This is a genomic window from Undibacterium sp. GW821-FHT11H02, assembly GCF_058808015.1.
On record NZ_JBXARG010000021.1, the window covers coordinates 33,948 to 56,109 of the forward strand.

Annotated in this window: 20 protein-coding genes; 13 read left to right on the top strand and 7 right to left on the bottom strand. The window is 46.1% G+C overall.

All coding sequences use genetic code 11. The features are described from left to right. Window positions 1-2 precede the first annotated feature (2 nt). From AC1RR2_RS17885 to AC1RR2_RS17905, 5 genes are all read left to right on the top strand, one after another. Complete coding sequence (locus AC1RR2_RS17885) at window positions 3-578, top strand: LOG family protein (RefSeq protein WP_493223634.1); 576 nt, start codon at window positions 3-5, stop codon at window positions 576-578. A 168-nt stretch (window positions 579-746) separates the two neighbouring features. Then, window positions 747-956 carry a DUF3460 family protein gene (locus AC1RR2_RS17890; RefSeq protein ID WP_314863263.1) on the top strand — a complete coding sequence of 70 codons (210 nt, stop codon included), beginning with the start codon at window positions 747-749 and terminating at the stop codon, window positions 954-956. A gap of 76 nt (window positions 957-1,032) precedes the next feature. Then, window positions 1,033-1,887: a segregation and condensation protein A gene (locus AC1RR2_RS17895; protein ID WP_493223635.1), complete on the top strand. Its 855-nt coding sequence runs from the start codon at window positions 1,033-1,035 to the stop codon at window positions 1,885-1,887. A 78-nt stretch (window positions 1,888-1,965) separates the two neighbouring features. Continuing rightward, complete coding sequence (gene panC / locus AC1RR2_RS17900; protein WP_493223636.1) at window positions 1,966-2,805, top strand: pantoate--beta-alanine ligase; 840 nt, start codon at window positions 1,966-1,968, stop codon at window positions 2,803-2,805. An 18-nt stretch (window positions 2,806-2,823) separates the two neighbouring features. Next, window positions 2,824-3,738 (top strand): cobalamin-binding protein, encoded by a 915-nt coding sequence (locus AC1RR2_RS17905; protein ID WP_493223637.1) that lies wholly within the window; start codon window positions 2,824-2,826, stop codon window positions 3,736-3,738. Between the two features lie 68 nt (window positions 3,739-3,806). Here the strand turns inward: AC1RR2_RS17905 and AC1RR2_RS17910 are convergent, their stop codons facing one another. Then, window positions 3,807-4,613: a M90 family metallopeptidase gene (locus AC1RR2_RS17910; RefSeq protein WP_493223638.1), complete on the bottom strand. Its 807-nt coding sequence runs from the start codon at window positions 4,611-4,613 to the stop codon at window positions 3,807-3,809. A 262-nt stretch (window positions 4,614-4,875) separates the two neighbouring features. On the opposite strand from AC1RR2_RS17910, the gene rarD reads away from it, so the two are divergent. From rarD to AC1RR2_RS17935, 5 genes are all read left to right on the top strand, one after another. Next, complete coding sequence (gene rarD, locus AC1RR2_RS17915; protein ID WP_493223639.1) at window positions 4,876-5,769, top strand: EamA family transporter RarD; 894 nt, start codon at window positions 4,876-4,878, stop codon at window positions 5,767-5,769. A gap of 283 nt (window positions 5,770-6,052) precedes the next feature. After that, window positions 6,053-8,323, top strand: coding sequence for an Orn/Lys/Arg family decarboxylase (locus AC1RR2_RS17920; RefSeq protein WP_493223640.1), 2,271 nt, complete (start codon window positions 6,053-6,055; stop codon window positions 8,321-8,323). Between the two features lie 173 nt (window positions 8,324-8,496). Beyond that, window positions 8,497-9,480, top strand: coding sequence for a flagellar brake protein (locus AC1RR2_RS17925; protein WP_493223641.1), 984 nt, complete (start codon window positions 8,497-8,499; stop codon window positions 9,478-9,480). A 119-nt stretch (window positions 9,481-9,599) separates the two neighbouring features. Further along, window positions 9,600-12,104, top strand: a complete 2,505-nt coding sequence (locus AC1RR2_RS17930; RefSeq protein WP_493223642.1) for a DUF1800 family protein — start codon at window positions 9,600-9,602, stop codon at window positions 12,102-12,104. A 10-nt stretch (window positions 12,105-12,114) separates the two neighbouring features. Further along, a complete protein-coding gene (locus AC1RR2_RS17935; RefSeq protein WP_493223643.1) occupies window positions 12,115-13,563 on the top strand; it encodes a DUF1501 domain-containing protein in 1,449 nt (482 codons plus the stop codon). An 81-nt stretch (window positions 13,564-13,644) separates the two neighbouring features. Here AC1RR2_RS17935 and dcd read toward each other — a convergent pair whose 3' ends face one another. From dcd to AC1RR2_RS17955, 4 genes are all read right to left on the bottom strand, one after another. Then, a complete protein-coding gene (dcd, locus tag AC1RR2_RS17940) occupies window positions 13,645-14,211 on the bottom strand; it encodes a dCTP deaminase (protein WP_314863390.1) in 567 nt (188 codons plus the stop codon). 182 nt (window positions 14,212-14,393) lie between these two features. Continuing rightward, window positions 14,394-15,419 carry an XdhC family protein gene (locus AC1RR2_RS17945; protein ID WP_493223644.1) on the bottom strand — a complete coding sequence of 342 codons (1,026 nt, stop codon included), beginning with the start codon at window positions 15,417-15,419 and terminating at the stop codon, window positions 14,394-14,396. A 2-nt stretch (window positions 15,420-15,421) separates the two neighbouring features. Continuing rightward, window positions 15,422-15,622 (bottom strand): DUF1653 domain-containing protein, encoded by a 201-nt coding sequence (locus tag AC1RR2_RS17950; protein ID WP_314863386.1) that lies wholly within the window; start codon window positions 15,620-15,622, stop codon window positions 15,422-15,424. 24 nt (window positions 15,623-15,646) lie between these two features. Continuing rightward, entirely contained in the window at window positions 15,647-16,303 is a 657-nt protein-coding gene (locus tag AC1RR2_RS17955) for a 3'-5' exonuclease (RefSeq protein WP_493223645.1), read from the bottom strand. A 194-nt stretch (window positions 16,304-16,497) separates the two neighbouring features. Here AC1RR2_RS17955 and AC1RR2_RS17960 point away from each other — a divergent pair, with 194 nt between their 5' ends. The 3 genes from AC1RR2_RS17960 to AC1RR2_RS17970 all read left to right on the top strand — a co-directional run bounded on the left by AC1RR2_RS17960 (window position 16,498) and on the right by AC1RR2_RS17970 (window position 20,580). Then, window positions 16,498-17,784, top strand: coding sequence for an MFS transporter (locus AC1RR2_RS17960; RefSeq protein ID WP_493223646.1), 1,287 nt, complete (start codon window positions 16,498-16,500; stop codon window positions 17,782-17,784). Between the two features lie 168 nt (window positions 17,785-17,952). Continuing rightward, window positions 17,953-20,229, top strand: a complete 2,277-nt coding sequence (locus AC1RR2_RS17965) for an OPT family oligopeptide transporter (protein ID WP_493223647.1) — start codon at window positions 17,953-17,955, stop codon at window positions 20,227-20,229. 84 nt (window positions 20,230-20,313) lie between these two features. Further along, the gene (locus AC1RR2_RS17970; RefSeq protein ID WP_493223648.1) at window positions 20,314-20,580 is read left to right on the top strand and encodes a hypothetical protein; all 267 of its coding nucleotides are present in this window, start codon (window positions 20,314-20,316) and stop codon (window positions 20,578-20,580) included. 56 nt (window positions 20,581-20,636) lie between these two features. Here AC1RR2_RS17970 and AC1RR2_RS17975 read toward each other — a convergent pair whose 3' ends face one another. Then, window positions 20,637-20,873 (bottom strand): hypothetical protein, encoded by a 237-nt coding sequence (locus tag AC1RR2_RS17975; RefSeq protein ID WP_493223649.1) that lies wholly within the window; start codon window positions 20,871-20,873, stop codon window positions 20,637-20,639. A gap of 169 nt (window positions 20,874-21,042) precedes the next feature. Further along, window positions 21,043-21,999 carry a chemotaxis protein gene (locus AC1RR2_RS17980; RefSeq protein ID WP_493223650.1) on the bottom strand — a complete coding sequence of 319 codons (957 nt, stop codon included), beginning with the start codon at window positions 21,997-21,999 and terminating at the stop codon, window positions 21,043-21,045. Window positions 22,000-22,162: the final 163 nt, after the last annotated feature.

A 22,162-nucleotide genomic window follows, 5' to 3' on the forward strand; every position in this document is an offset into this window, starting at 1 on the left:
TCATGAAATCTATTTGCGTTTATTGTGGTTCTGCCAGCGGTAATTCCCCTGCCTTTCACAGAGCGGCAGTCGCACTCGCCAATCAACTGGTATCACATGATCTTGAGCTGGTTTATGGTGGCGGCGATGTTGGACTTATGAAAATTATCGCAGATGAAATGTTGCGACTTGGCGGTCACGTCACTGGCGTCATTCCACAAGCATTAATGGATCGTGAAGTGGGTCACAGCCAACTAAACAAACTACATGTTGTCGCCAACATGCATGAACGTAAAGCATTGATGGCGCAACTATCCGATGGTTTTATCGCGCTCCCAGGTGGAATTGGCACGATGGAAGAACTGTTCGAGATGTTTACCTGGCTGCAATTGGGTTTCCATCATAAGCCCTTAGGCTTACTAAACGTCAATGGTTTCTACGATCATCTTTTACAGTTCTTAGAACATGCCGTATTTTCTGGGTTTTTAAAAGCAGAACATAATGCATTATTAATCAAAGAAATCGACCCGTCCTTATTACTAAGTCGCATGCAACATTTTGAAGATGCGATTCAGGCAAGAGGAATTGATTTCGCTTAAACAGCGCGACAAATTACTACACGGCCAGCAACATTTTCCAGGTATATCGATGCAATTCACAAGAAAACTGTCAATAACAAGGTAAAATGCGAACCCCGACGACGAACTGAACGTACTCAGTTATTTTTTTGACTAAGGTCACCGATTTTTACTTTCGATTGAAAAACAATGAAATTTTCAAAACAATTTTCGCTCTATCAATCTGAAGCCACGCAATTTATCAACGGCTTAAAAGAATCTAACCCTCAATTAGAACAAAGCCAACGCGATGGTCGTGCTTTGCTTTGGGATAAAGCCCCAATTGATTTAGACAGCCAACGCCGCACGATAGAATCCAAAGTCATGCAACAGCCGTATGTTTATCAAAACAAAAACTAAGCAAAACGCAAAGCAACTGGTTCAGCATCACTGCTGATTATTTGGACAAAACCAGCGGCGACGAGAGCACAGACGCATGTCTACCCCCAATTTACCGGCAACAGAGCTACCGATCATCGGTACTGCCGATAGCACGCCTAATGTGGTGGATGGGCTGGCATTCGCCAAATTATATGGTGAGCCTCTATTCAAGTTACCCAATGATCTGTACATACCACCTGATGCACTAGAAATTTTTCTGGAAGCATTTGAAGGCCCGCTGGATCTCTTGCTGTATCTGATTCGCAAACAGAATTTCAATATCCTTGATATACCGATGGCGCAGGTGACACTACAGTACCTGCAATACGTCGATCAGATCCGCAAACACAATTTAGAGCTTGCCGCAGAATATCTACTGATGGCAGCCATGCTGATTGAAATCAAATCACGCATGCTAGTGCCTAGCAATAAAACTCAAGAAGGCGAAGAAGCCGATGATCCGCGCGCTGCATTGGTACGTCGATTGCTCGAATATGAGCAAATGAAATTAGCCGCTTACGATCTAAATGCGGTACCGCAATTAGGTCGCGATTTCTTGCATGCTCAAGTATTCATAGAACAAAACACCGTTTTGCATTGGCCAGAAGTCAACGTAGCTGATTTGCAGCAAGCGTGGGCGGATGTCTTAAGCCGCGCCAAGTTAGTCGCTCATCATAAAATTAGTCGCGAAGAGTTGTCCGTTCGAGAGCATATGAGCAGCATTTTGCGTAGACTGCAATCGAGCAAGTTTGTCGAATTTGCGGATCTTTTCGACCCTAGCCGTGGCGCACCTGTTGTAGTCGTTAATTTTGTCGCCCTACTCGAGTTAGCTAAAGAAACTTTGATTGAAATTACTCAGGCAGAAGCCTACGCGCCCATTTATGTCAGACTGGCTTATGCGCCAGTTTGACTGATTAATCAAACAAGCAAATAAAAACAAACAACAGCAGCACTCACCCTGCTCCCATTATTTCTCTATCACTTTCCCATGAAAATTATTTCCTCCATTGAAGAACTACGCGATCAACTACGTGGGCAATTACGCACCGCTTTCGTTCCTACAATGGGAAATCTGCATGAAGGGCATTTGTCACTGATGCGTCTGGCACGGCGTCATGGTGACCCCGTCGTCGCCTCAATTTTTGTCAATCGCTTACAGTTTGGCCCCAACGAAGACTTCGATAAATATCCAAGAACCTTCCAGGCTGACGTGGAAAAATTGGAGAAAGAAGGCGTGTATGTCCTCTTCGCACCCAGTGAAAAAGATCTCTATCCTGAACCACAAGAATACCGGGTTCGGCCACCAAACGACTTGGGCGATATCTTGGAAGGTGAATTCCGCCCCGGTTTTTTTACCGGCGTCAGCACCGTCGTATTGAAGCTGTTTTCCTGTGTACAGCCACGCGTCGCCGTGTTTGGAAAAAAAGACTACCAGCAATTAATGATCATTCGAAATATGGCAAAACAATTTGCTTTACCGACTGAGATTATCGCTGCCGAAACCTGGCGTGCTGAAGATGGCTTAGCCCTTTCCTCACGCAATGGCTACTTGAATACAGAAGAACGCGCCGAAGCACCAAACCTCTACAAAATTCTGAACCAGGTTGCAGATGAAGTGCGCGCTGGTCGCCACGACTTGCTGGCAATTGAACAGCAAGCCATGCATCAACTCTCACAACGTGATTGGAAACCCGATTATGTTGCGATTCGCAAACGCAGCAATCTACAAGTGCCAAGCATGGAAGATATTGCTAACAAAGAAGCACTGGTGGTTCTGAGCGCTGCGAAGCTTGGAAATACGCGCCTTATCGACAATTTAGAAGTCTAATTTTTTCGAACGAGCGCTATGTCTTTCGCCACCCAAGCTAGTTTACGTTACATCCAATTCGCTTTAGCAACTCTGATATTGTGCACCAGCCTAGTGCAAACAGCCACTGCCGACGTCAGCGTACTCGACGATGCGCAGCGCACTGTACGCTTAGAAAAGCCGGCAAAACGCATCATCAGTTTAGCTCCTCATGTCACCGAAATGATTTTTGCTGCAGGTGCAGGTCATTTATTGGTTGGTGTCAGCGAATACAGCGACTATCCGGAAGAAGCCAAGAAAATTGCCTCGGTCGGCAATATTTTTGCGCTCGATTTGGAACGTGTACTCGCGCTCAAACCTGATCTGATCGTAATCTGGGGTTCAGGGAATGCCAAACAACTGGCAAAAAAATTACGTGACAACAAAGTCACTGTCTTCGAAAGTGAGCCACATAACTTTGAAGACATTGCCAGCTCGCTGGAGCGCATTTCTACACTGGCAGGCACGGAAGCCATCGGTAAAAATGCGGCAAAACTGTTCCGCCAAAGATTGCAAAACCTCAGCGACGCTTACCGCCTAAAAGACAAAGAAAAACCGGTCAATGTTTTTCATCAAATGATAAAAAGCCCCTTGATGACAGTCAATCAAGAGCATTTCATCTCAAAAATGATCACCTTATGCGGCGGGCGCAATGTGTTTGGAGAACTCAAAGATATCAGCGCCACTATCACGACCGAAGCTCTATTACTTGCCAACCCCGATATGATTTTTAGTAGTGGTAAGGATGAAAGTAAGCTGCGTCAAGACTGGACCCAATTCCCGAATCTGGTCGCAGTAAAAAAACAAAATCTTTACAGCATCAACGGCGACTGGCTACACCGGGCTGGCCCGCGGGTGCTAGATGCGACCGAACAGCTTTGTAAAGCTATTCGTGAAGTTCGTCAAAAGAATTAAGCTGCAACGCGAATTTCCTTCTATTCGGCGATTTAGCGAGGTCAGCTACCTCGACTACTTGAAGACCACTACTGCCAATCACGCGGATCAACTTGATAGTAGCCACTTAATTGCTCAAATAATGCGGGATGGTGATATGCCAATGCCTGACTTTTTTTGAAAAAAGCTTCTGTGGTCACCGCAAAAAATTCGGCTGGATTCGTCGCACCGTATGGATCTATAACGGTCGCTTCCTCATACTCAATTGCACGTATTAAATTAGCGTACTCAGTCTCCATAATTTGTGACCAGGCTGTATAGGCTGCAGTATTTCTTAGCGCTGGCGCACCATTGGTGCTACCAGTCTCGCTATCGAGCTGATGGGCAAATTCGTGTAAGACCACGTCTTGCCCCAAAGCCTCTGCTTCCGCATTATTTGCGACCTGATCCCATGCCAGAATCACCCTCCCATCACTCCATGACTCGCCACTTAATCCTTGGTTGGTATGCGTCACAATGCCTCCTGCTGAAGTTTGCTGTCTGGGCGCAACAAAAGGATGGGGATAAACCAGTATATGCGTGAGTTTGGGGAAAATTTCGGTTTCGCGATTCAGTAATAGTAGACAAGCCTTGCCTGCGATTGTTACTTTAATTTCATCGCTCATCACCATATCATCGCAGGCAACAAAAGTTTTCTCGAACAAGAATTGCTTAATTCTGCGCTTTAATTGCAGTTGCAAATCCGTCGGCATCCGACTATAGCCGGGCAAATTTTTCCTCAAAATTTTGGAATATTGAGAGGGGAATGCCTGTGCCAATACATAGCGTAACCTCAGCCTCGGCACGACGACAAAACTCAGTATCAACATAACGACCAATGCGGCTAGAAAACCCATCGCTTTCCTTCATTCAGTAAAAAAGTTATGGCTGGCAATCTGCCTCATTAGCAACTTCATGGCACCAATCCCAAGCTGACCATAACAAGATGGGCATCAGTTACATGAACTCAATAGCAGGATGCTAAATTGCCTGACCGTCGTACCAGAATTTCCCTGTCGGCGAGCTTAGGCATTAACTGCGATAATGTGAGCTTGAGCTGCAAACGCACTGATTCCACTTACTTAAATTTTCTTCAATATTTTTCTTGATTGATCTCCTATGCGCAAAGGCATACTGTACGCAGCGGCGTGTTACTCGGCTTGGGGCTTGTTTCCACTTTATTTCAAAGCCTTACATGCGATTCCGTCTATAGAAATTTTGCTACATCGTATGGTGTGGGCATTGGTCTTTTTAATGCTGGTGCTCGCTTGGCGTAAGCAATGGAATTGGCTGCCGGAACTAGTGCGTCAACCTAAATTGTTGGCTGGCTTCGCCGCCAGCGCCTTACTACTTTCTGCCAATTGGTTTTTGTATATCTGGTCCATTAATAACGACCGTATCATTGACGCCAGTCTGGGTTATTTTATGACGCCACTGGTGAATGTCTTCCTCGGCTTTGTTTTACTCAAAGAACGCTTACGACAGCTGCAGTGGCTGGCCGTCGCTTGCGCTGCGCTAGGCGTCATTTGGCTAAGCTTACAAACCGGACATCCTCCCTGGATTGCCTTGGTATTAGCAAGCACTTTTGGTATGTATGGTTTACTCAGAAAAACAGCTGCTTTGGGCGCTCTGGAAGGTTTGTCATTAGAGACCATGTTGCTGTTTCCATTTGCATTAGCGTATTTGATTTATCTTGCTATGCAGGGTGAAAGCGTGTTTACCTCCGCTCCCACGCAAACCCAGTTGCTTTTACTCGCCGCGGGGCCCATTACCGCGATACCTTTATTAATGTTCGCCGCTGCTGCAAGACGTATTCCTATGGCGACCCTAGGTCTGATGCAATATATTTCACCTAGCCTTCAATTATTGATTGGTGTGTGGCTTTATCATGAGCAATTTAGCCATGAACGCATGCTGGGTTTTATTGGTATTTGGATCGGCCTTGCGCTGTACTCCATTGACGGCTTACGCATCAACTTTATGCAGAAACAAACTGAGAAAACAGCAACTTAAATATTACTAAGCGACCGAGTTCAGCGAATTTAGCGATTTAAAATGCTCATCCAATTGTCTTTTTGAGTAATTTATATAACTCGCAAATCAATGCATCTTGTGGCTTTATATGACAGAGAGATGAAATATCATGGATTTGCGTGCGATCCGCACAAAATAGCTCAATATTTTTGACATTTGAACCTGCATTTCTGCGAAAATTCGCATCTTTATTTTTTCGGCGCGCAAGCGGTTTAACACACTGGCCCAGGCGTCTCCCGTAACAGGCTTTTTGGAGACCTAAATGAAATTCCGCTTCCCCATCGTCATCATTGACGAAGATTTCCGTTCTGAAAACACTTCTGGTCTTGGCATCCGTGCGCTCGCTGACGCCATGGAAAAAGAAGGTATGGAAGTCCTGGGTGTGACCAGTTATGGCGACTTATCCCAATTCGCCCAACAACAATCGCGCGCCTCAGCTTTTATTCTATCTATCGACGATGAAGAGTTCGGTGAAGGTACCGACGAAGAAAGCGATTTCGCGTTAAAACCTTTGCGTGCCTTCGTTGAGGAAATTCGCTACAAAAACGCTGACATCCCTATTTATCTGTATGGTGAAACACGCACCTCACGCCATATTCCTAACGATATTTTGCGTGAATTGCATGGCTTCATTCATATGTTTGAAGATACCCCGGAGTTCGTCGCACGCCATATTATTCGTGAAGCCAAATCTTATTTAGACGGCTTAGCGCCACCGTTCTTCCGTGCCTTGGTTCACTATGCAAATGATGGTTCTTACTCTTGGCACTGCCCAGGTCACTCAGGCGGCGTAGCATTCTTGAAGTCACCTATCGGACAAATGTTCCATCAATTTTTTGGTGAAAACATGTTGCGTGCCGACGTGTGTAATGCGGTGGAAGAACTTGGTCAATTGCTCGACCACACGGGTCCAGTGGCGGCATCTGAGCGCAATGCTGCGCGTATCTTTAATGCCGATCATTGCTACTTCGTGACCAATGGCACTTCAACTTCCAACAAAATGGTGTGGCACTCTACGGTAGCTCCAGGCGATATCGTTGTTGTTGATCGTAACTGCCACAAATCGATTTTGCACTCCATTATTATGTGTGGCGCGATCCCGGTATTCTTAATGCCAACGCGTAATCACCTTGGCATTATTGGGCCTATTCCATTGGAAGAATTTTCTATGGAAAGTATCCGTAAGAAAATTGAAGCGAATCCATTTGCCAGCAAGGCAAAAAACAAAAAGCCGCGTATCTTGACGATCACACAGTCAACTTACGATGGGGTGTTGTACAACGTGGAAACACTCAAAGAATTACTCGATGGCGAGATCGATACTTTGCATTTCGACGAAGCGTGGTTGCCCCATGCGACTTTCCATAGCTTCTACCAAGACATGCATGCGATTGGCAAAGAACGCCCACGTGCCAAAAAATCGATGATTTTCTCCACCCAATCGACGCATAAGTTATTGGCGGGGATTTCTCAGGCATCGCAAATCTTGGTACGCGAATCGGAAACCGTCAAATTGGACAAAGATAGTTTTAACGAAGCCTATCTGATGCACACTTCAACTTCACCGCAATATTCGATCATCGCTTCATGCGATATCGCGGCAGCGATGATGGAAGCACCGGGTGGAACCGCACTGGTGGAAGAATCCATTTTGGAAGCACTCGACTTCCGTCGTGCAATGCGCAAAGTCGATCAAGAATGGGGGCAAGATTGGTGGTTCCAAGTATGGGGTCCAGATCACCTATCGGAAAATGGTGTCGGCACGCAAGAAGATTGGATGATCCACGCAGAAGATGACTGGCATGGATTCGGCAAATTAGCGCCAGGATTCAACATGCTTGATCCAATCAAAGCAACGATTGTGACACCAGGTTTATCTTTAGAAGGCAAATTCGGCGAAACGGGTATCCCAGCGTCCATCGTGACCAAATACTTGGCAGAACATGGCGTTATCATTGAAAAATGTGGCCTGTACTCGTTCTTTATCATGTTCACCATAGGCATTACCAAAGGCCGCTGGAATACCTTATTGACTGCTTTACAGCAGTTCAAAGATGACTACGACAAGAATCAACCGATGTGGCGTATTTTGCCAGAGTTCGCTGCCGCCAACCCGCGTTATGAAGGTGCAGGCTTGCGCGATTTATGTCAAAGCATCCATGAGGTCTACAAAGCGCATGACGTTGCACGTTTAACGACAGAAATGTATTTGTCCGACATGCAACCAGCGATGAAGCCTTCCGATGCCTTTGCCAAGATGGCGCATCGTGAAATTGAGCGGGTATCGATCGATGATCTCGAAGGGCGCGTTACTGCAATTTTATTAACGCCATACCCACCAGGCATTCCATTGCTGATCCCTGGTGAACGTTTCAATAAAACCATCGTTGATTATTTGAAGTTTGTACGCGCCTTCAATGATCAATTCCCAGGTTTCGAGACAGATTGTCACGGCTTAGTGAAAGCGGAAGTAGAAGGCAAACGCGGATATTTTGTCGATTGCGTTCCGCAAGGCTCTGAAAATGTCGAATAAATGAGTTAAGTTATGTTGGAGAAATGCAGCAGCAGCTAGGCCGCGAATACCACTTATCGTTTAAAAAGCCGCGCTGAAGCAAAGCGTGGCTTTTTTTCGTCTATTCTCTTGCTGTCACATCTGACATTCGATATACAATTGGTGCCGTTATAGACTCAAAATAAAGCAGAAAGATGAGCCAGCTGGGTGCCCTTACTCCTGTCGATAAAGACCAGATTAAACTTGGACAAGCACTACCATGGGCGATTTTTGATGCTTGGGGTAATACCCTGCATGATGCTGGCACGATCATTGACAGCCCGGAAGAACTCAAGCTGATCATAGAAGATGGTTATTTTGAAGACTCGCTGGATGACGGTCAGGCTAACGACCAAACACCCTTACCTAAAGCCAGTCAAGCAAGTAGCTTTTCTCAACCATCAAGTAAATTAGATAACAAGCTTGATCCCATTTTATCAAGCACCAATAGCAAGCAAAACGAAGCTGCTATCAACGATCTCAACAAAGAATCCGTAATGCTGGATTTGGATAGCGTACGTTGGCAAGTAGGTGAAACCATCTTTTTGCAAGTGCATGATAATGCCGCAATAAGATACACAGTACGCTTGATAGGCTTCGTAAAAAATCAATCTATCTTGGTCACTGCACCTCGTGTTGATGGCCGTGGTGCGATTATTCGTGATGGTCAGACATTTATCGTACGTGCATTTCCTGGAAAGAAAGCCTACGCCTTTACCGCATCTGCTCTAAAGTCGGTATACGCTCCGCATCCCTATCTGCATTTGTCTTACCCCAAGATCGTTCGTTGTACCGCAATTCGACAAAGTTCTCGTGCCAGTGTCAAAATTATCGCTTCACTCACCGTAGGCGAGCCAGAACAAATGGGCGCAGCCACTTTGACCGATATCAGCATGGGTGGAACCTCTGGCCTACTGAAACGCAATATAGGAAAAAAAGGCGACAGCGGCGTCATCAAATTCAAAGTCAATACTGCAGGTGAAGATGCCTATCTAATCATTCCCCTGATTATCAGATCCATAGTACAAACCGAAAATACAGAAGAATTTCGCTATGGATTTGAATTCGTCAATATCCCAACCCAATCAAAAATAATTTTGTCGTCATTTGTGCATCAAACTTTGGCGGAAATCGAATAGGCGGCATTTCACTGCCTATTCAAAAGCTGCTGAACCTGTCTCGCCGATACCTGAACGTCAAGCTTTTTGATGCGGTAGGTGCAGAATTTAAATCTAAGGCTATTTGTGAGGAACACGCCATGACTACCCCTCAACACTTTTCCACACTAGTTGTCTGGTCTTGGACTAAACACTTACGACTATATGTCTATCTCATAGGTCTGTTAGCTTTGAGTAGCCTGACTGCTTGCAGTCGCTCTCCTGACTCGGCGAATACGACATCTGAAGCAAGAGTCAGCTACCAATCACCGCCTGTGGTGACAACGAATAGTGCAAGTTTTAATGGGCCGCGTTCAAATTATCTTGTTACGACCAACACTGATGGCAGCACGACCGTACAGGACCAAATCGGTAGTGATGGCACAATCAATTTAAATAGTAGCGTTAAAGAGTTACTATTTTCAGACATCTCTATCAACCTCGATATAGTGGTTAAAGCGAAAGACATCAGCACCAAAGATCTTAACTCTCTGGTTGATCTATATATTGCCTATTTCAATCGTGTACCGGATGCCAATGGATTAAGCTATTGGATCACGCAAGTCAAAAATGGGATGAGCTTAGACAAGATAGGAGAATCATTCTATTCCGCAGCGCTCTTCCACTCTGCTCAAACTGGCTACAGTGCCGACATGTCGAATGCCGACTTTGTTCGTATCGTCTACAAGAACGTCTTAGGCAGACCAAGTCCTGACCAAGAAGGACTCGATTATTGGAGCAATAGCCTCGCGAACGGAACAGCAACCCGGGGTACTTTGGTATTAACCATACTAAATTCCGCACACACCTTTAGTGGTGATCCGACTTATGGCTGGGTCGCTCAGCTACTGGACAACAAAAATATTGTTGGAAAAATTTTCTCTATTACCCAAGGTATTAGTTACATCAGCCCGGCCGACTCCATCAGCAAAGGCATGGCGATAGCAGCTACCGTCACATCGAACGACATCAGCGTTGCACAAGGTCTCATCAGTGCATTAATCGGTACAGGTAGCAGCCAATCTGGTTTACCTAGCGCACCGCAAGCTTCACGTTTTCTGCAACAAGCGACCTTTGGTGCCAGCAACAACTCGATTACTTCTTTAACTACTGTCGGCTACGAAAATTGGATTAACACACAGTTTTCAATTTCACAAACCCTGCATCGTAACTATATGGATCAAGTGGCGGCAGGCCTCAGCAATGGTCAAAGCGGATTAAATCAAAATCACTTCTTTGAATCGTTCTGGCAACAAGCGATTAATGGAGAAGATCAGCTGCGCCAGCGCACCACCTTCGCCCTCTCGCAGATTTTTGTCATTTCTTTCCAAGATAGCGGCGTCGCGAATTATCCAAGAGGCGTTGCTTCTTATTACGACACTTTGGGACAGCATGCATTTGGCAATTTCCGCACGCTATTAGAAGCGGTTAGTCTGCATCCCATGATGGGCACTTACTTGACCTCGATCCGTAACCAAAAAGAATCAGGCACCCGTGTGCCTGACGAGAATTATGCACGTGAAGTCATGCAGTTATTTACGCTGGGACTGTATAAGCTCAATCCCGATGGCAGTTACGCCATGCTAAATGGAAAGCCAATCGAAACCTACGGCAATGAGGACATAACAGGGCTGGCGAAAGTATTTACTGGCTGGAGCTGGGCTGGGCCTGATAAATCCAATTCACGCTTTTTTGGTGGTAATGCTGATGTCAATCGAGACTGGATGCCTATGCAAAGCTATCCTAATTACCATTCCACAAGTATTAAGCAGTTTTTAGGCGTTAGCATCCCGGCACAAAGTCCAGCAAACCCTGAGGCCAGTTTAAAAATAGCTTTGGATACGCTTTTTAACCATCAAAACGTAGGACCATTTATCGGCAAACAGTTAATCCAGCGCCTAGTGACTAGCAATCCAAGCCCGCAATACGTCGCGCGCGTCAGTGCCGTTTTCGCGAATAATGGACAAGGCGTTCGAGGTGATATGAAGGCTGTCATCAAGGCGATCCTACTCGATATTGAGGCACGCAATAATCCGAATTTGACTAATGTCGGTGTTGGCAAATTACGTGAGCCAATTTTACGTCTGGCTAACTGGTTACGAGCAACTAACGCCAGATCGACTTCCGGTTTTTTCCGCATTACCAATTTAGATGACCCATTAACAGGTCTGGCTCAAACACCGATGCGCTCACCTACCGTCTTCAATTTCTATCGACCCGGATACGTGCCGCCCAATTCGACAATCGCCAACGCACAATTAGTCTCACCTGAGATGCAAATTACCGCAGAAACGTCCGTGGTCGGCTATTTGAATGTATTGCGCGATGCAATACCAAACGGCATAGGGAGTTCACGCGATACCAAAGGAGACTACTCTCTGTTGACGCCTTTAGCCACCACGCCTGAATTATTGGTAGACCAAATCAATTTACTACTCATGGCGAGCCAGATGAGCAGTAATTTACGCTCGCAAATTCTGGCCGCGGTTAACTCAATCGCCATACCAAACAGCACGCAAAGTGCCATTGATACCGCGAAGTTGAATCGGGTCTATATGTGCATCTATTTAACCATGGCGTCACCAGAATATCTGGTACAGAAATAAGGAGCATCTCATGTCCAAACTTAATGCTTCTCGTCGAGAGTTTTTACGACTATCTTCCTTACTCAGCACTACTGGCGCCCTCGGGCTTGCGTCGCCGTTTGCGCTCAATCTCGCGACCATGAGTTCTGCTGCGGCACAAACCAACGTGAGTGACTATAAGGCGATTATTTGCTTATTTTTATATGGTGCGAATGACCATGCCAACACGGTATTAGCTACCGATTCTACTTCATGGACGCAGTATCAAACGGTAAGAACGACTAGTGAAGCTGGTTCGATCGCATTGCCAGCCGTGGGCGCTAACGGCGGCGTACTGCCTATCGTGACCAACACCACTCAGGCCGGACGAAGCTTTGCGCTACATCCTAGTATGACCGAACTCAAAACACTGTTCGACGCAGGTCGTGCCGCCATTATTGCCAACGTCGGCCCGCTCGTTATGCCAACCACATTGGAACAATATAAAGCAGGCAGCGTCAAATTACCGCCTAAATTATTCTCACATAATGACCAACAGTCGCTGTGGCAGGCGTATGCCCCTGAAGGCGCCAGTTATGGCTGGGGTGGGCGCATGGGCGACCTGATGGCGTCCAACAATAGCAATCCCATTTTTACCGCAATCTCTGCCTCAGGAAACGCCGTTTTTCTGTCTGGCCGAAATGTGATTCAATACCAGGTGGGTTCATCTGGGGCGGTACCGATTGCAGGGCTGAGTGGGAACTTGTTCGGCTCTTCCACGGCAGGATCGACCTTGCGTAATATCATTAGTGGCGATACGGCAAATTATTTCCAAAAAGAGCATGCTGCGGTAACCACTCGCTCCATCAATGCACAGAGCTTGCTCGGTCCAGCAATGGCACCAACTGGCAGCAATGGCGTACCCAATCCTAGCCAATACACCAATCCAAATACCGGCGTCCTAGCCAATAACGCGCTAGCCATACAGCTACAAACGGTCGCAAGAATTATTGCGGGTAGAAACACTTTGGGAGCAAAGCGTCAGGTATTTTTTGTCAGCATGGGTGGTTTTGACACTCACGATGCGCAACGTACATCACAAGCAGACTTGCTGGCAAAACTGTCGCATGCGATTGCCTATTTTGATACCACCATGGGCAATTTACTAGGCAGTAATATGCGCAATCAGGTAACCTTATTTACGGCATCAGACTTTGGCCGCACTTTCACCAGTAATGGCGATGGGACCGATCATGGCTGGGGTTCGCATCATTTCATCGTCGGTGGCGCTGTCAAGGGAAAGGACATTTACGGCACGTTCCCGGTGACGGGCTTGAAACACAATCAGGACGTGGGTTCAGGCAGTTTGCTACCACAATTTTCCGTCGACCAGTATGGCGCTACTTTGGCAAGCTGGTTTGGACTTAGTAACACGCAGATCAACGATATCTTCCCCAATATCGTCAACTTCAGTAATCGCAATTTAGGATTTATGGGCTAAGTAGGTAAAAAAGCGATGCATTTTTAGTGCATCGCTTTTTGCTGTACCTTGACCTGGTACTAAGACTGACGATTTTTTGCTTCAAGCCTTAGGCAAAGTCACTCCCACTTGCCCTTGATATTTACCACCGCGGTCTTTATAGGAAGTTTCGCAAATCTCATCGCTCTCAAAGAACAATACCTGAGCACAGCCCTCGCCGGCATAAATCTTAGCTGGCAGAGGTGTTGTATTCGAAAACTCTAAAGTCACATAGCCTTCCCACTCTGGCTCGAATGGCGTCACATTCACAATAATACCGCAGCGTGCATAAGTGGATTTGCCCAAGCAAATCGTCAGGACACTACGTGGAATGCGGAAATATTCAATAGTGCGCGCCAAAGCAAAGGAGTTAGGCGGAATAATACAAACATCACCTTTGAAATCGACAAAGGATTTTTCATCAAAATTCTTAGGATCAACGATGGTGCTATTAATGTTCGTAAAAATCTTGAATTCATCAGCGCAACGAATATCGTAACCATACGAAGAAGTGCCATAGCTAACGATTTTCTGCCCATTTTCCTGGCGTACCTGACCTGGTGCAAACGGCTCTATCATGCCATGTTGCTCAGCCATACGACGTATCCACTTATCGGATTTAATGCTCATTCTTGCTCCTGCCTGGTTTGATTCTTGGAGTGCTTCTAATTTAGCCGAAATTCTACGCGAAAACCCATTGAAAATCTGATAAAAACGGTTTCAAAAGTCGATTTTCTAAGGTTTTTTACCTACTTAAAGTAGGAAAATTCTATTATTGATGTTCCATATCAAAATTAGGCACTAAGCCTTGTTTAAAGTGAACAGTCCGAGACACCCGATTGTGTTTGCGTCGTCATTTGCTGTTTGCCTATATCGACGCGATTCTCTGGAGCCAAAACAACCTTATTTTTTATCGCCGTCATTTCCGCCAAAATAGAAATTGCAATTTCGGCCGGCGTTTTACTGCCAATATAAATCCCAATCGGTCCGTGCAATTTTGCCACCTGAGTTTCACTCAGATCGAATTCTAGCAGGCGCTCTTTACGTCTGGCGTTATTTGCGCGCGATCCAATCGCGCCAACATAAAACGCAGGAGACTTTAATGCTTCGATCAATGCCATGTCGTCTAGTTTAGGATCGTGGGTCAAAGCCACGACGGCGCTACGGCCATCAAGTTGCATGGCCAACACGGTGTCATCGGGCATCTCGTGCACCAGTCGCACACCATCGACTTGCCAGCCTTGCTGATATTCTTCGCGAGGATCACACACCGTCACTTGGTAATCCATGCCCAAAGCTATCGTCGCTAAAAATCGTGATAATTGTCCCGCACCTATGATCAATAAACGCCAGCGTGGTCCATGAATATTAATCAACTCGTTTTGGTCAATAAATAAAGCATCATCTGCTTGTGCATTTTTTAAAATCACTGTCCCAGTCAGCAAGTCTAGATGACGCGCAATTAGTTCGTGCTGCCCCAATCGAGCCAACAAATCGCTGATTTTGCTATCAAGTGTCAGAGGCTCAATCACCAGTTGTATGGTGCCACCGCATGGCAAACCGAAACGATGCGCCTCATCGGCAGTAATCCCGTAGCTGACTAACTCAGGGCGCTCGCGTTGAAATCCATGTTCTTGCACGCGAGCGATTAAATCATCTTCTATGCAACCACCTGAGACTGAGCCAATCACTTGTCCACTCTCACCTATCGCCAACATAGAACCTACAGGGCGTGGACTTGAACCCCAGGTTTTTACAACCGTCACCAATTCACAAGCCTGCCCGGCATTAAGCCAACGCTCACAGGTTTTAAGCACTTCCAAGTCCTGGCTATCCATATTTAATCAATCTCGACAAAGCGCTGTACGGTTTGCCCGTTCACTTCTATCAATTCAAAAAAAACTGCACGTGGTCGTGTCCAAAGGCTACCATCGGGGGCACTATAAACGATCACAGGACTCAAATCAGACTCTTGAGTTGCCTCACAAACCAATTGATAAATGCCGCCCTTGTAATGCCGAAAACGTTGATTCTGCTTCATATCAATTCTTTCTATCTAGATTCTTTATTGCAAGCCGCGTAAATAGGCCGGTACTTTCGCCGCCGTTAAGCGATTAATGCTGACAAATAAGGAAGGCTGTATTTGTGTCAAAGCGTATTGCTGTTTCAGATGGGCTTCAATATGCAGCAATAAGTTCGCCGCCACTTCCGCATCGGCCTCGGCTCTGTGCGCCTGTCCTTTGAAACGCAAACCCAGTTGAGAAGCAATTCTACCCAAAGCATAACTCGGCATACCCGGCAATACACGACGCGCTAACTTTACCGAACAAATCGCAGTTTGGTGCTGAGATTCCAAGCCTAGCGTACGAGCCTCTGCCAACAAGAATTTCTCATCAAAACTAGCATTATGCGCGGCCAAAAAATCATGTCCAATAAAAGCCAGTAATTCCGGCATCACTTCAGACACCGGAGGTGCCCTGTTCACCATCGCTTGAGTAATGCCGGTAAGTTGCGTAATAAAAGCAGGAACCAACACTTTGCAATTAATCAGAGACACGAAACGATCAACAATTTTGCCTTGCTGTATGCGCATAGCAGCAACTTCGGTAATTCTTGCCCCCTGCTCTGGACTCATCCCCGTCGTTTCAAAATCCAACATAACAACCGAAGCTAAATCATCAAAACAGGCTGGCGGCTTTTCTGCCCGAGAACGGCTTGACATTAAATAGGCACCTCAATTTTCAATTATTAATGCTGCTCATTGTAAACCGAGTTGAGTATTTTTGAGATTCTCGATTGTTTTGCATTTACCAGCACTAACTTCACAAAACCTATTTTCACATGTAACTCGAAGAACCTTTTTTACTATCTCGAGGTCAAACAAGCATCCCTACTTTGTATCTTCTCAGCTTTGCCATGCTTAAATCTCAAGCAGCCAGTTGGCTACAACGTTACTCGCTAAAAAATCTCATTCCAGCGAACGATCTGCTGCGCGATTTTATTTATCGCCGGCTTTGGCTATCGATACTCATCAGTTCCTTTGGCGCGCAAATTACCTTACTAGCCCTGCCACTGACAGCAGCCGTATTACTGAATGCAAGCCCGACTCAAATGGGCTTGCTGACATTTATGGAAATTTCCCCCTACGTTTTGTTGTCACTGCCGTCTGGGGTTTGGTTAGATAGGGTTAAGAAATTGCCCGTCTATATCGCGGGCGAAGTAGCGATTTCCTTAGCGGTGGCCAGTGTGCCTATTGCGTGGTGGTTGGGTTTTCTCAATATGACTTGGCTATACGTCGTTGGCTTTCTGATAGGCGCGGTAAATACCACCGCGGGTACCGCGGCACAAATCGTGTTAACCCAAATAGTGCCACGGGATCGCTTAGTTGAGGCACATGCGAAAAATGCCTTGGCTAGCTCTGGCTCTGAGGTTGCCGGCCCTGCTACCGCGGGCGCATTAATCAAACTACTCGGCGCGCCAATGGCTTTGTTTGCCGATGCCTTCTTATTGTTACTGTCCGCTACCATCTTACGAAAAATAAAAATTCATGAAGTAAGAGAACTGAATGAGGACGCAAATTTTTGGCGTGACTTAAAACAGGGTTTGCAATTCGTCGCGCGCAACAAGATCTTAGTGGCCTTAGCAGTCACCGTAGGCACTTGGCAACTCGCCTATAACGCCGCCCTAGTGGTACAAATTTTGTTTGCCACACGAATCTTGGGTTTATCCGAACATGCGGTTGGCTTGAGCTATGTATGCATGGGTATCGGTACCATTTTGGCCAGTATCGTTGGCAATAGAATCAGTCAAAAATTAGGTCCTGGCATTTGCATGGTGACCGGTATTGCCATATGTGGCGTGGGCTGGGGTTTGCTTGCTATTGCCCCCGCCAATCTGTTCGGCGTAATTGCCTTTGCCCTGATGCTAATGTGTTACGCAGTCGGCGGAGTCTTTATCTTCATTAACTTTTTAGCCTTACGTCAGGCCGTCACGCCTGAAGCTTTATTAGGTCGTACCACCAGCACCATGCGTTGGTTGACATTGATTCCAGCGGGTCCTGGCGCGCTCCTCGGTGGCTGGCTAGGTGAACATTTAGGTCTGCGCTACGCACTGGGTTTTTCTTGTCTTTGTGCGCTTATTCTGGCAGTGCTGGCATGGCGTAATCCTACCATTCGGGCAATCAAATCTATACCAAAATTGTGAACAACAAAATATTACAGCGCAGCCACGGATAGAAAAACTGCTTGTGCCAATTTTGCACTTATTTGTACTTTCTTTAAAAAAACCGGGATAATGCGCTGCACGGCTTGAGCTACTTTGTTATCTTGAGCCAACAACAATTACTCCGCGAGACGTTTCAGAAAGAGCAGTATGCCACCATCACCACTCCCCTCTAGTTTCAAGCCCTATATTCCTGATTCATCCAATCTACCTGAATTTACTTTACGTGCCTTGATCATGGGCACGATTTTGGGCATGGTTTTTGGCGCCTCGTCCTTGTACTTGGTACTTAAAGTTGGCTTAACGGTCAGCGCATCGATTCCGGTCGCGGTGATCGCCATTACTTTATTTCGATTGACCCACAAGTTCGGTGGCAAGGACTCCAGTATCTTAGAAAACAGCATTGCACAAACGGCAGGGTCAGCAGGTGAGTCACTGGCGTTTGGCTTAGGTGTAACCATGCCAGCAATCCTGATTTTGGGTTTTGATTTGGAAATTTATCGCGTCATGTTGGTGGCGGTATTAGGTGGCTTGCTCGGTGTATTACTGATGATACCGATGCGTCGCACCATGATCATTGAAAAACATCATGAGCTAAAATACCCCGAAGGTACCGCATGCGCCGAAGTCTTAAAAGCAGCCGCCAATGATAGTTCACGTGAAGCAGCAGGCGAATCTGGCAATCCCAATGCGCAAGCGGATGCTAATCGTCGCGCCAAAATTATCTTTGGCGGTTTCTTTATCGGCCTTGTCTATAAAGTCGGCAATATCGCCTTAAAAGGCTGGAAAGACACTGTTGACTTCGTATTCTCTGCGCCCTTAAAAGGCGGTTCTATCGGTACCGAGATTTCGCCAGAACTGCTAGGCGTAGGCTATATCATTGGACCACGCATTGCAGCGATCATGGCGGCTGGTGGCGTCATGTCGTATATGTTACTGATTCCACTGATCAAATTCTTTGGCGATGGATTACTGACTCCACTAGCGCCGGCCACAAAGCTGATTAGCGCCATGAGTCCAAACGAAATCCGTGGTGCCTATGTGCTATATATCGGTGCTGGCGCAGTTGCAACTGGCGGATTGATTAGTCTGGCGCGCGCGCTGCCCCTAATCTGGCGTAGCCTAGCTTCAGGTTTATCTGGAATAAGCAAAAACGCCACAAAAGACACTTTGGAAAATAACACTATCCCACGCACTGAGCAGAGTATCGCGATGAAATGGGTAGTAATGGGCGCATTGGCCATTATCGCGGTCATTACCGTTGCGACGCCTTTGCATATGAACTTGCTCGGTGCCATTTTGATTTTAGTGTTTGGCTTTCTTTTTGCCACCGTTTCTTCGCAACTAACGGGGCAAATTGGCCAATCGTCCAATCCAATCTCAGGCATGACCGTCGCTACGCTGTTATTCACCTGTCTGATTTTTTTATTGATGGGTTGGGTAGGCGGACAATACTATGTCACCGCTTTATCGGTTGGCGCTATCGTTTGTATTGCTTCTAGTGTTGCTGGTTGCACTTCACAAGATTTAAAAACTGGCTACTTGGTGGGTTCCACACCACGCTACCAACAATATGCGATCTTGATTGGCGTTTTTTGCTCCGCCTTAATTTTGGGGCCGATTTTGTTGAAACTGAACGATGCCAGCACGGTCTATGTGCCGATCGCACAAATTGCACCAGGCTTAAGCACCGATGCAAGCAAACTCAATGAGACAATGCAATTACAAGGTCCACAAGCGGCTCAAGATAGTGCCCAATACAAAGTGTGGCACAAGAACGATACACAAGGCGCACCGGCTGGAAAATATCTGGTTGATACAAACGGTACAGCTGTGTATCTGATCGATCCAGGCATCAATGGGACTCACACCACACGACCTGACGGTTCTGAAGTCAAAAAATATGATGCCCCAAAAGCAGTGCTGATTTCTTATATTATTAAGGGCATACTCGATGGCGAACTTCCGTGGGCTTTAGTCTTATTTGGCGTCATCATCGCTTTGGTGTTGGAAATGTCTGGCATTCCTTCACTCGCTTTTGCCGTTGGCGTCTACTTACCGTTGGCCTCTTCCGCCCCACTGTTCATAGGTGGGATGATACGTTGGCTGGTCGATTTGCGAAATAATCGCTTGGAGAAAAACCGGCATTTGAACGAAGACGAGAAACAAGCGGCAGGCGATCGCAGTGCAGGTGTGCTGTTATCATCTGGCTATATCGCAGGTGGCGCTTTGGCTGGCATAGTAATCGCCTTCTGTGCTGGTATCATGACCGACTTCGACAAGAAAATCAGTGATTGGGCGCAAGCCAATAATCCTTTCTTTGCTGGTCTGCATGCGGATGCTTTGTCATTAATTCCCTTTCTTCTGATCGCATTTATTCTTTATAAAGTTGGTAAAGAAAAAGCGGATATTCAGAAGAAAGATTAAGTCGATATTCATTTCCGTAGTGGCGTACAACAAGTCAGTACGCCACTCATTTTTTCTGATAACGTAAAACACGAATTTTCAATTATGAGCCAAACACCCATCTTCGACGCCAAACAACAGACCGTAGAAATAGGTGACATTGTCCGCGTCACTACCTTAAGCAAGCAATTTATTAAAAGTTTCCCTGAGGACGAAAGGATTTTAATTGAGTCTATGATAGGCAACTTCTTCAAGATCATTGCCATTGATGAGGAAGGTCAAGCTTGTATCATGCGTGAATGGCACGACGAACGCGGGCAATTGCAAACCCATGTGATTGCCTTAGATCCGGAAGAAATGGAGAAGGTGTAAAGTATGAAGCAAGCCTGCAGTGCAAGCTTGTGATGACATTTGCCGTGACCGAAATCTTATTTACGAAAAATTTCAGGACGTGACTTATTGCGGGTTTCATACACGATCTTAGCATCCTTCATCGCACGTTCTTGAGTGCGCATTTCTTCGTGATCGTCATGCGGACTAAAATAATCGGCGGCCTGAGCTCGCATCACGTATTTGATGGCCGCTTCATCGTTGATCTTGTACATCTCGGTCAACAAAGTGGTGACTTCATCTAAATACTCTTCGTAAGTCATAAACTTTTCCATATTTTCCTTTTATCGGTTACCTATAACATCGCGAATTCATTTGAACGGACGACATCTTACACTGCTTCAGCATCCCCAATAAAAAAGCCGGTACCACTTACAGTGGAAACCAGCTTTCTTGATTACATTTGACTATTTCAATCAATAATTGATTTCGTTTAAATCCAACTTAATGCGTAATCACTTCACGTATCGTTGCAGCGAGTTCTTCTGCGACAAATTTAGCGACATAAGCGTCGGCACCGACACTACGTACATGATCTTCATTGGTAGTACCAGACAAAGACGAGTGAATAATCACGGGTACCATCTTGAAGCGATCATCCTGCTTGATATTGCGCGTCAAGGTGAAACCATCCATTTCTGGCATTTCCAGATCGGTTAAGACCAAACCGACTTTGTCGCGTATCTGCTTGCCTTCTGCTATCGCTGCGGTATGCATAGCCTGTAATTTTTCCCAAGCTTCCTTACCTGTTTTGCACATAATAAATGGCGCACCTATAGCATCTAGAGCTTGTCCGATCAAACCACGAGCGACTGCGGAATCATCCGCCGCCAAGATCACCGCACCCGGTTTAATTTTCAGTTTCGCACCAATAGTATCGGAGTCAACGTCTTTCGCATCCTTAGGTGCGATCTGGCGCAGAATTTGTTCAACATCCAATACCTGCGCCAAGCGCGTCTCTTCAGAATCACCATCAAGGCGTGCAATACTCGTCACCAAGCCACCCGCCGCACTTGATTCTGCCGACAAAACATGGCGCCAGTCCAAGCGTACAATTTCTTCCACCGACTCCACCGCAAAACCTTGCGTGGATCGAGCAAACTCAGTCACCAGCATGATATTCAAGCCTGTTGTCGGCTTACGTCCCACCACAGAAGGCAAATCAATTACAGGGATGATCTGACCACGAAGATTAACTACGCCTAAATTATGTGGCAAAGCACCCGCAACTGAGGTGATTTCCGGCATAGCAACAATTTCACGCACCTTAAATACGTTAATACCAAATAATTCAGAGCGATCATTAACTGCATCCGTACCTAATCTGAACAACAAAAGTTCAAATTTATTTGAACTGATCAAGTTGGTACGTTCATCAACTTCATGTTGGACAGTGCTCATATTTATATCCTCATTGTGAGTGAAATGTCAGGAGCGGGAATAATTCACAACTCCATCACCTACGCGTATTTACTATTCAAAATTAAGAAAACCACACGCGAAAACCAGCGTCTTTTCTTATTATGCTACTTTTTTCTGAATAAACACTAATTTCCCACCTGAA

Coding starts and splice junctions, on each gene's coding strand:
- AC1RR2_RS17885 (WP_493223634.1), top strand. CDS start 3: ATGAAATCTATTTGCGTTTATTGTGGTTCTGCCAGCGGTAATTCCCCT.
- AC1RR2_RS17890 (WP_314863263.1), top strand. CDS start 747: ATGAAATTTTCAAAACAATTTTCGCTCTATCAATCTGAAGCCACGCAA.
- AC1RR2_RS17895 (WP_493223635.1), top strand. CDS start 1,033: ATGTCTACCCCCAATTTACCGGCAACAGAGCTACCGATCATCGGTACT.
- panC (WP_493223636.1), top strand. CDS start 1,966: ATGAAAATTATTTCCTCCATTGAAGAACTACGCGATCAACTACGTGGG.
- AC1RR2_RS17905 (WP_493223637.1), top strand. CDS start 2,824: ATGTCTTTCGCCACCCAAGCTAGTTTACGTTACATCCAATTCGCTTTA.
- AC1RR2_RS17910 (WP_493223638.1), bottom strand. CDS start 4,613: ATGGGTTTTCTAGCCGCATTGGTCGTTATGTTGATACTGAGTTTTGTC.
- rarD (WP_493223639.1), top strand. CDS start 4,876: ATGCGCAAAGGCATACTGTACGCAGCGGCGTGTTACTCGGCTTGGGGC.
- AC1RR2_RS17920 (WP_493223640.1), top strand. CDS start 6,053: ATGAAATTCCGCTTCCCCATCGTCATCATTGACGAAGATTTCCGTTCT.
- AC1RR2_RS17925 (WP_493223641.1), top strand. CDS start 8,497: ATGAGCCAGCTGGGTGCCCTTACTCCTGTCGATAAAGACCAGATTAAA.
- AC1RR2_RS17930 (WP_493223642.1), top strand. CDS start 9,600: ATGACTACCCCTCAACACTTTTCCACACTAGTTGTCTGGTCTTGGACT.
- AC1RR2_RS17935 (WP_493223643.1), top strand. CDS start 12,115: ATGTCCAAACTTAATGCTTCTCGTCGAGAGTTTTTACGACTATCTTCC.
- dcd (WP_314863390.1), bottom strand. CDS start 14,211: ATGAGCATTAAATCCGATAAGTGGATACGTCGTATGGCTGAGCAACAT.
- AC1RR2_RS17945 (WP_493223644.1), bottom strand. CDS start 15,419: ATGGATAGCCAGGACTTGGAAGTGCTTAAAACCTGTGAGCGTTGGCTT.
- AC1RR2_RS17950 (WP_314863386.1), bottom strand. CDS start 15,622: ATGAAGCAGAATCAACGTTTTCGGCATTACAAGGGCGGCATTTATCAA.
- AC1RR2_RS17955 (WP_493223645.1), bottom strand. CDS start 16,303: ATGTCAAGCCGTTCTCGGGCAGAAAAGCCGCCAGCCTGTTTTGATGAT.
- AC1RR2_RS17960 (WP_493223646.1), top strand. CDS start 16,498: ATGCTTAAATCTCAAGCAGCCAGTTGGCTACAACGTTACTCGCTAAAA.
- AC1RR2_RS17965 (WP_493223647.1), top strand. CDS start 17,953: ATGCCACCATCACCACTCCCCTCTAGTTTCAAGCCCTATATTCCTGAT.
- AC1RR2_RS17970 (WP_493223648.1), top strand. CDS start 20,314: ATGAGCCAAACACCCATCTTCGACGCCAAACAACAGACCGTAGAAATA.
- AC1RR2_RS17975 (WP_493223649.1), bottom strand. CDS start 20,873: ATGGAAAAGTTTATGACTTACGAAGAGTATTTAGATGAAGTCACCACT.
- AC1RR2_RS17980 (WP_493223650.1), bottom strand. CDS start 21,999: ATGAGCACTGTCCAACATGAAGTTGATGAACGTACCAACTTGATCAGT.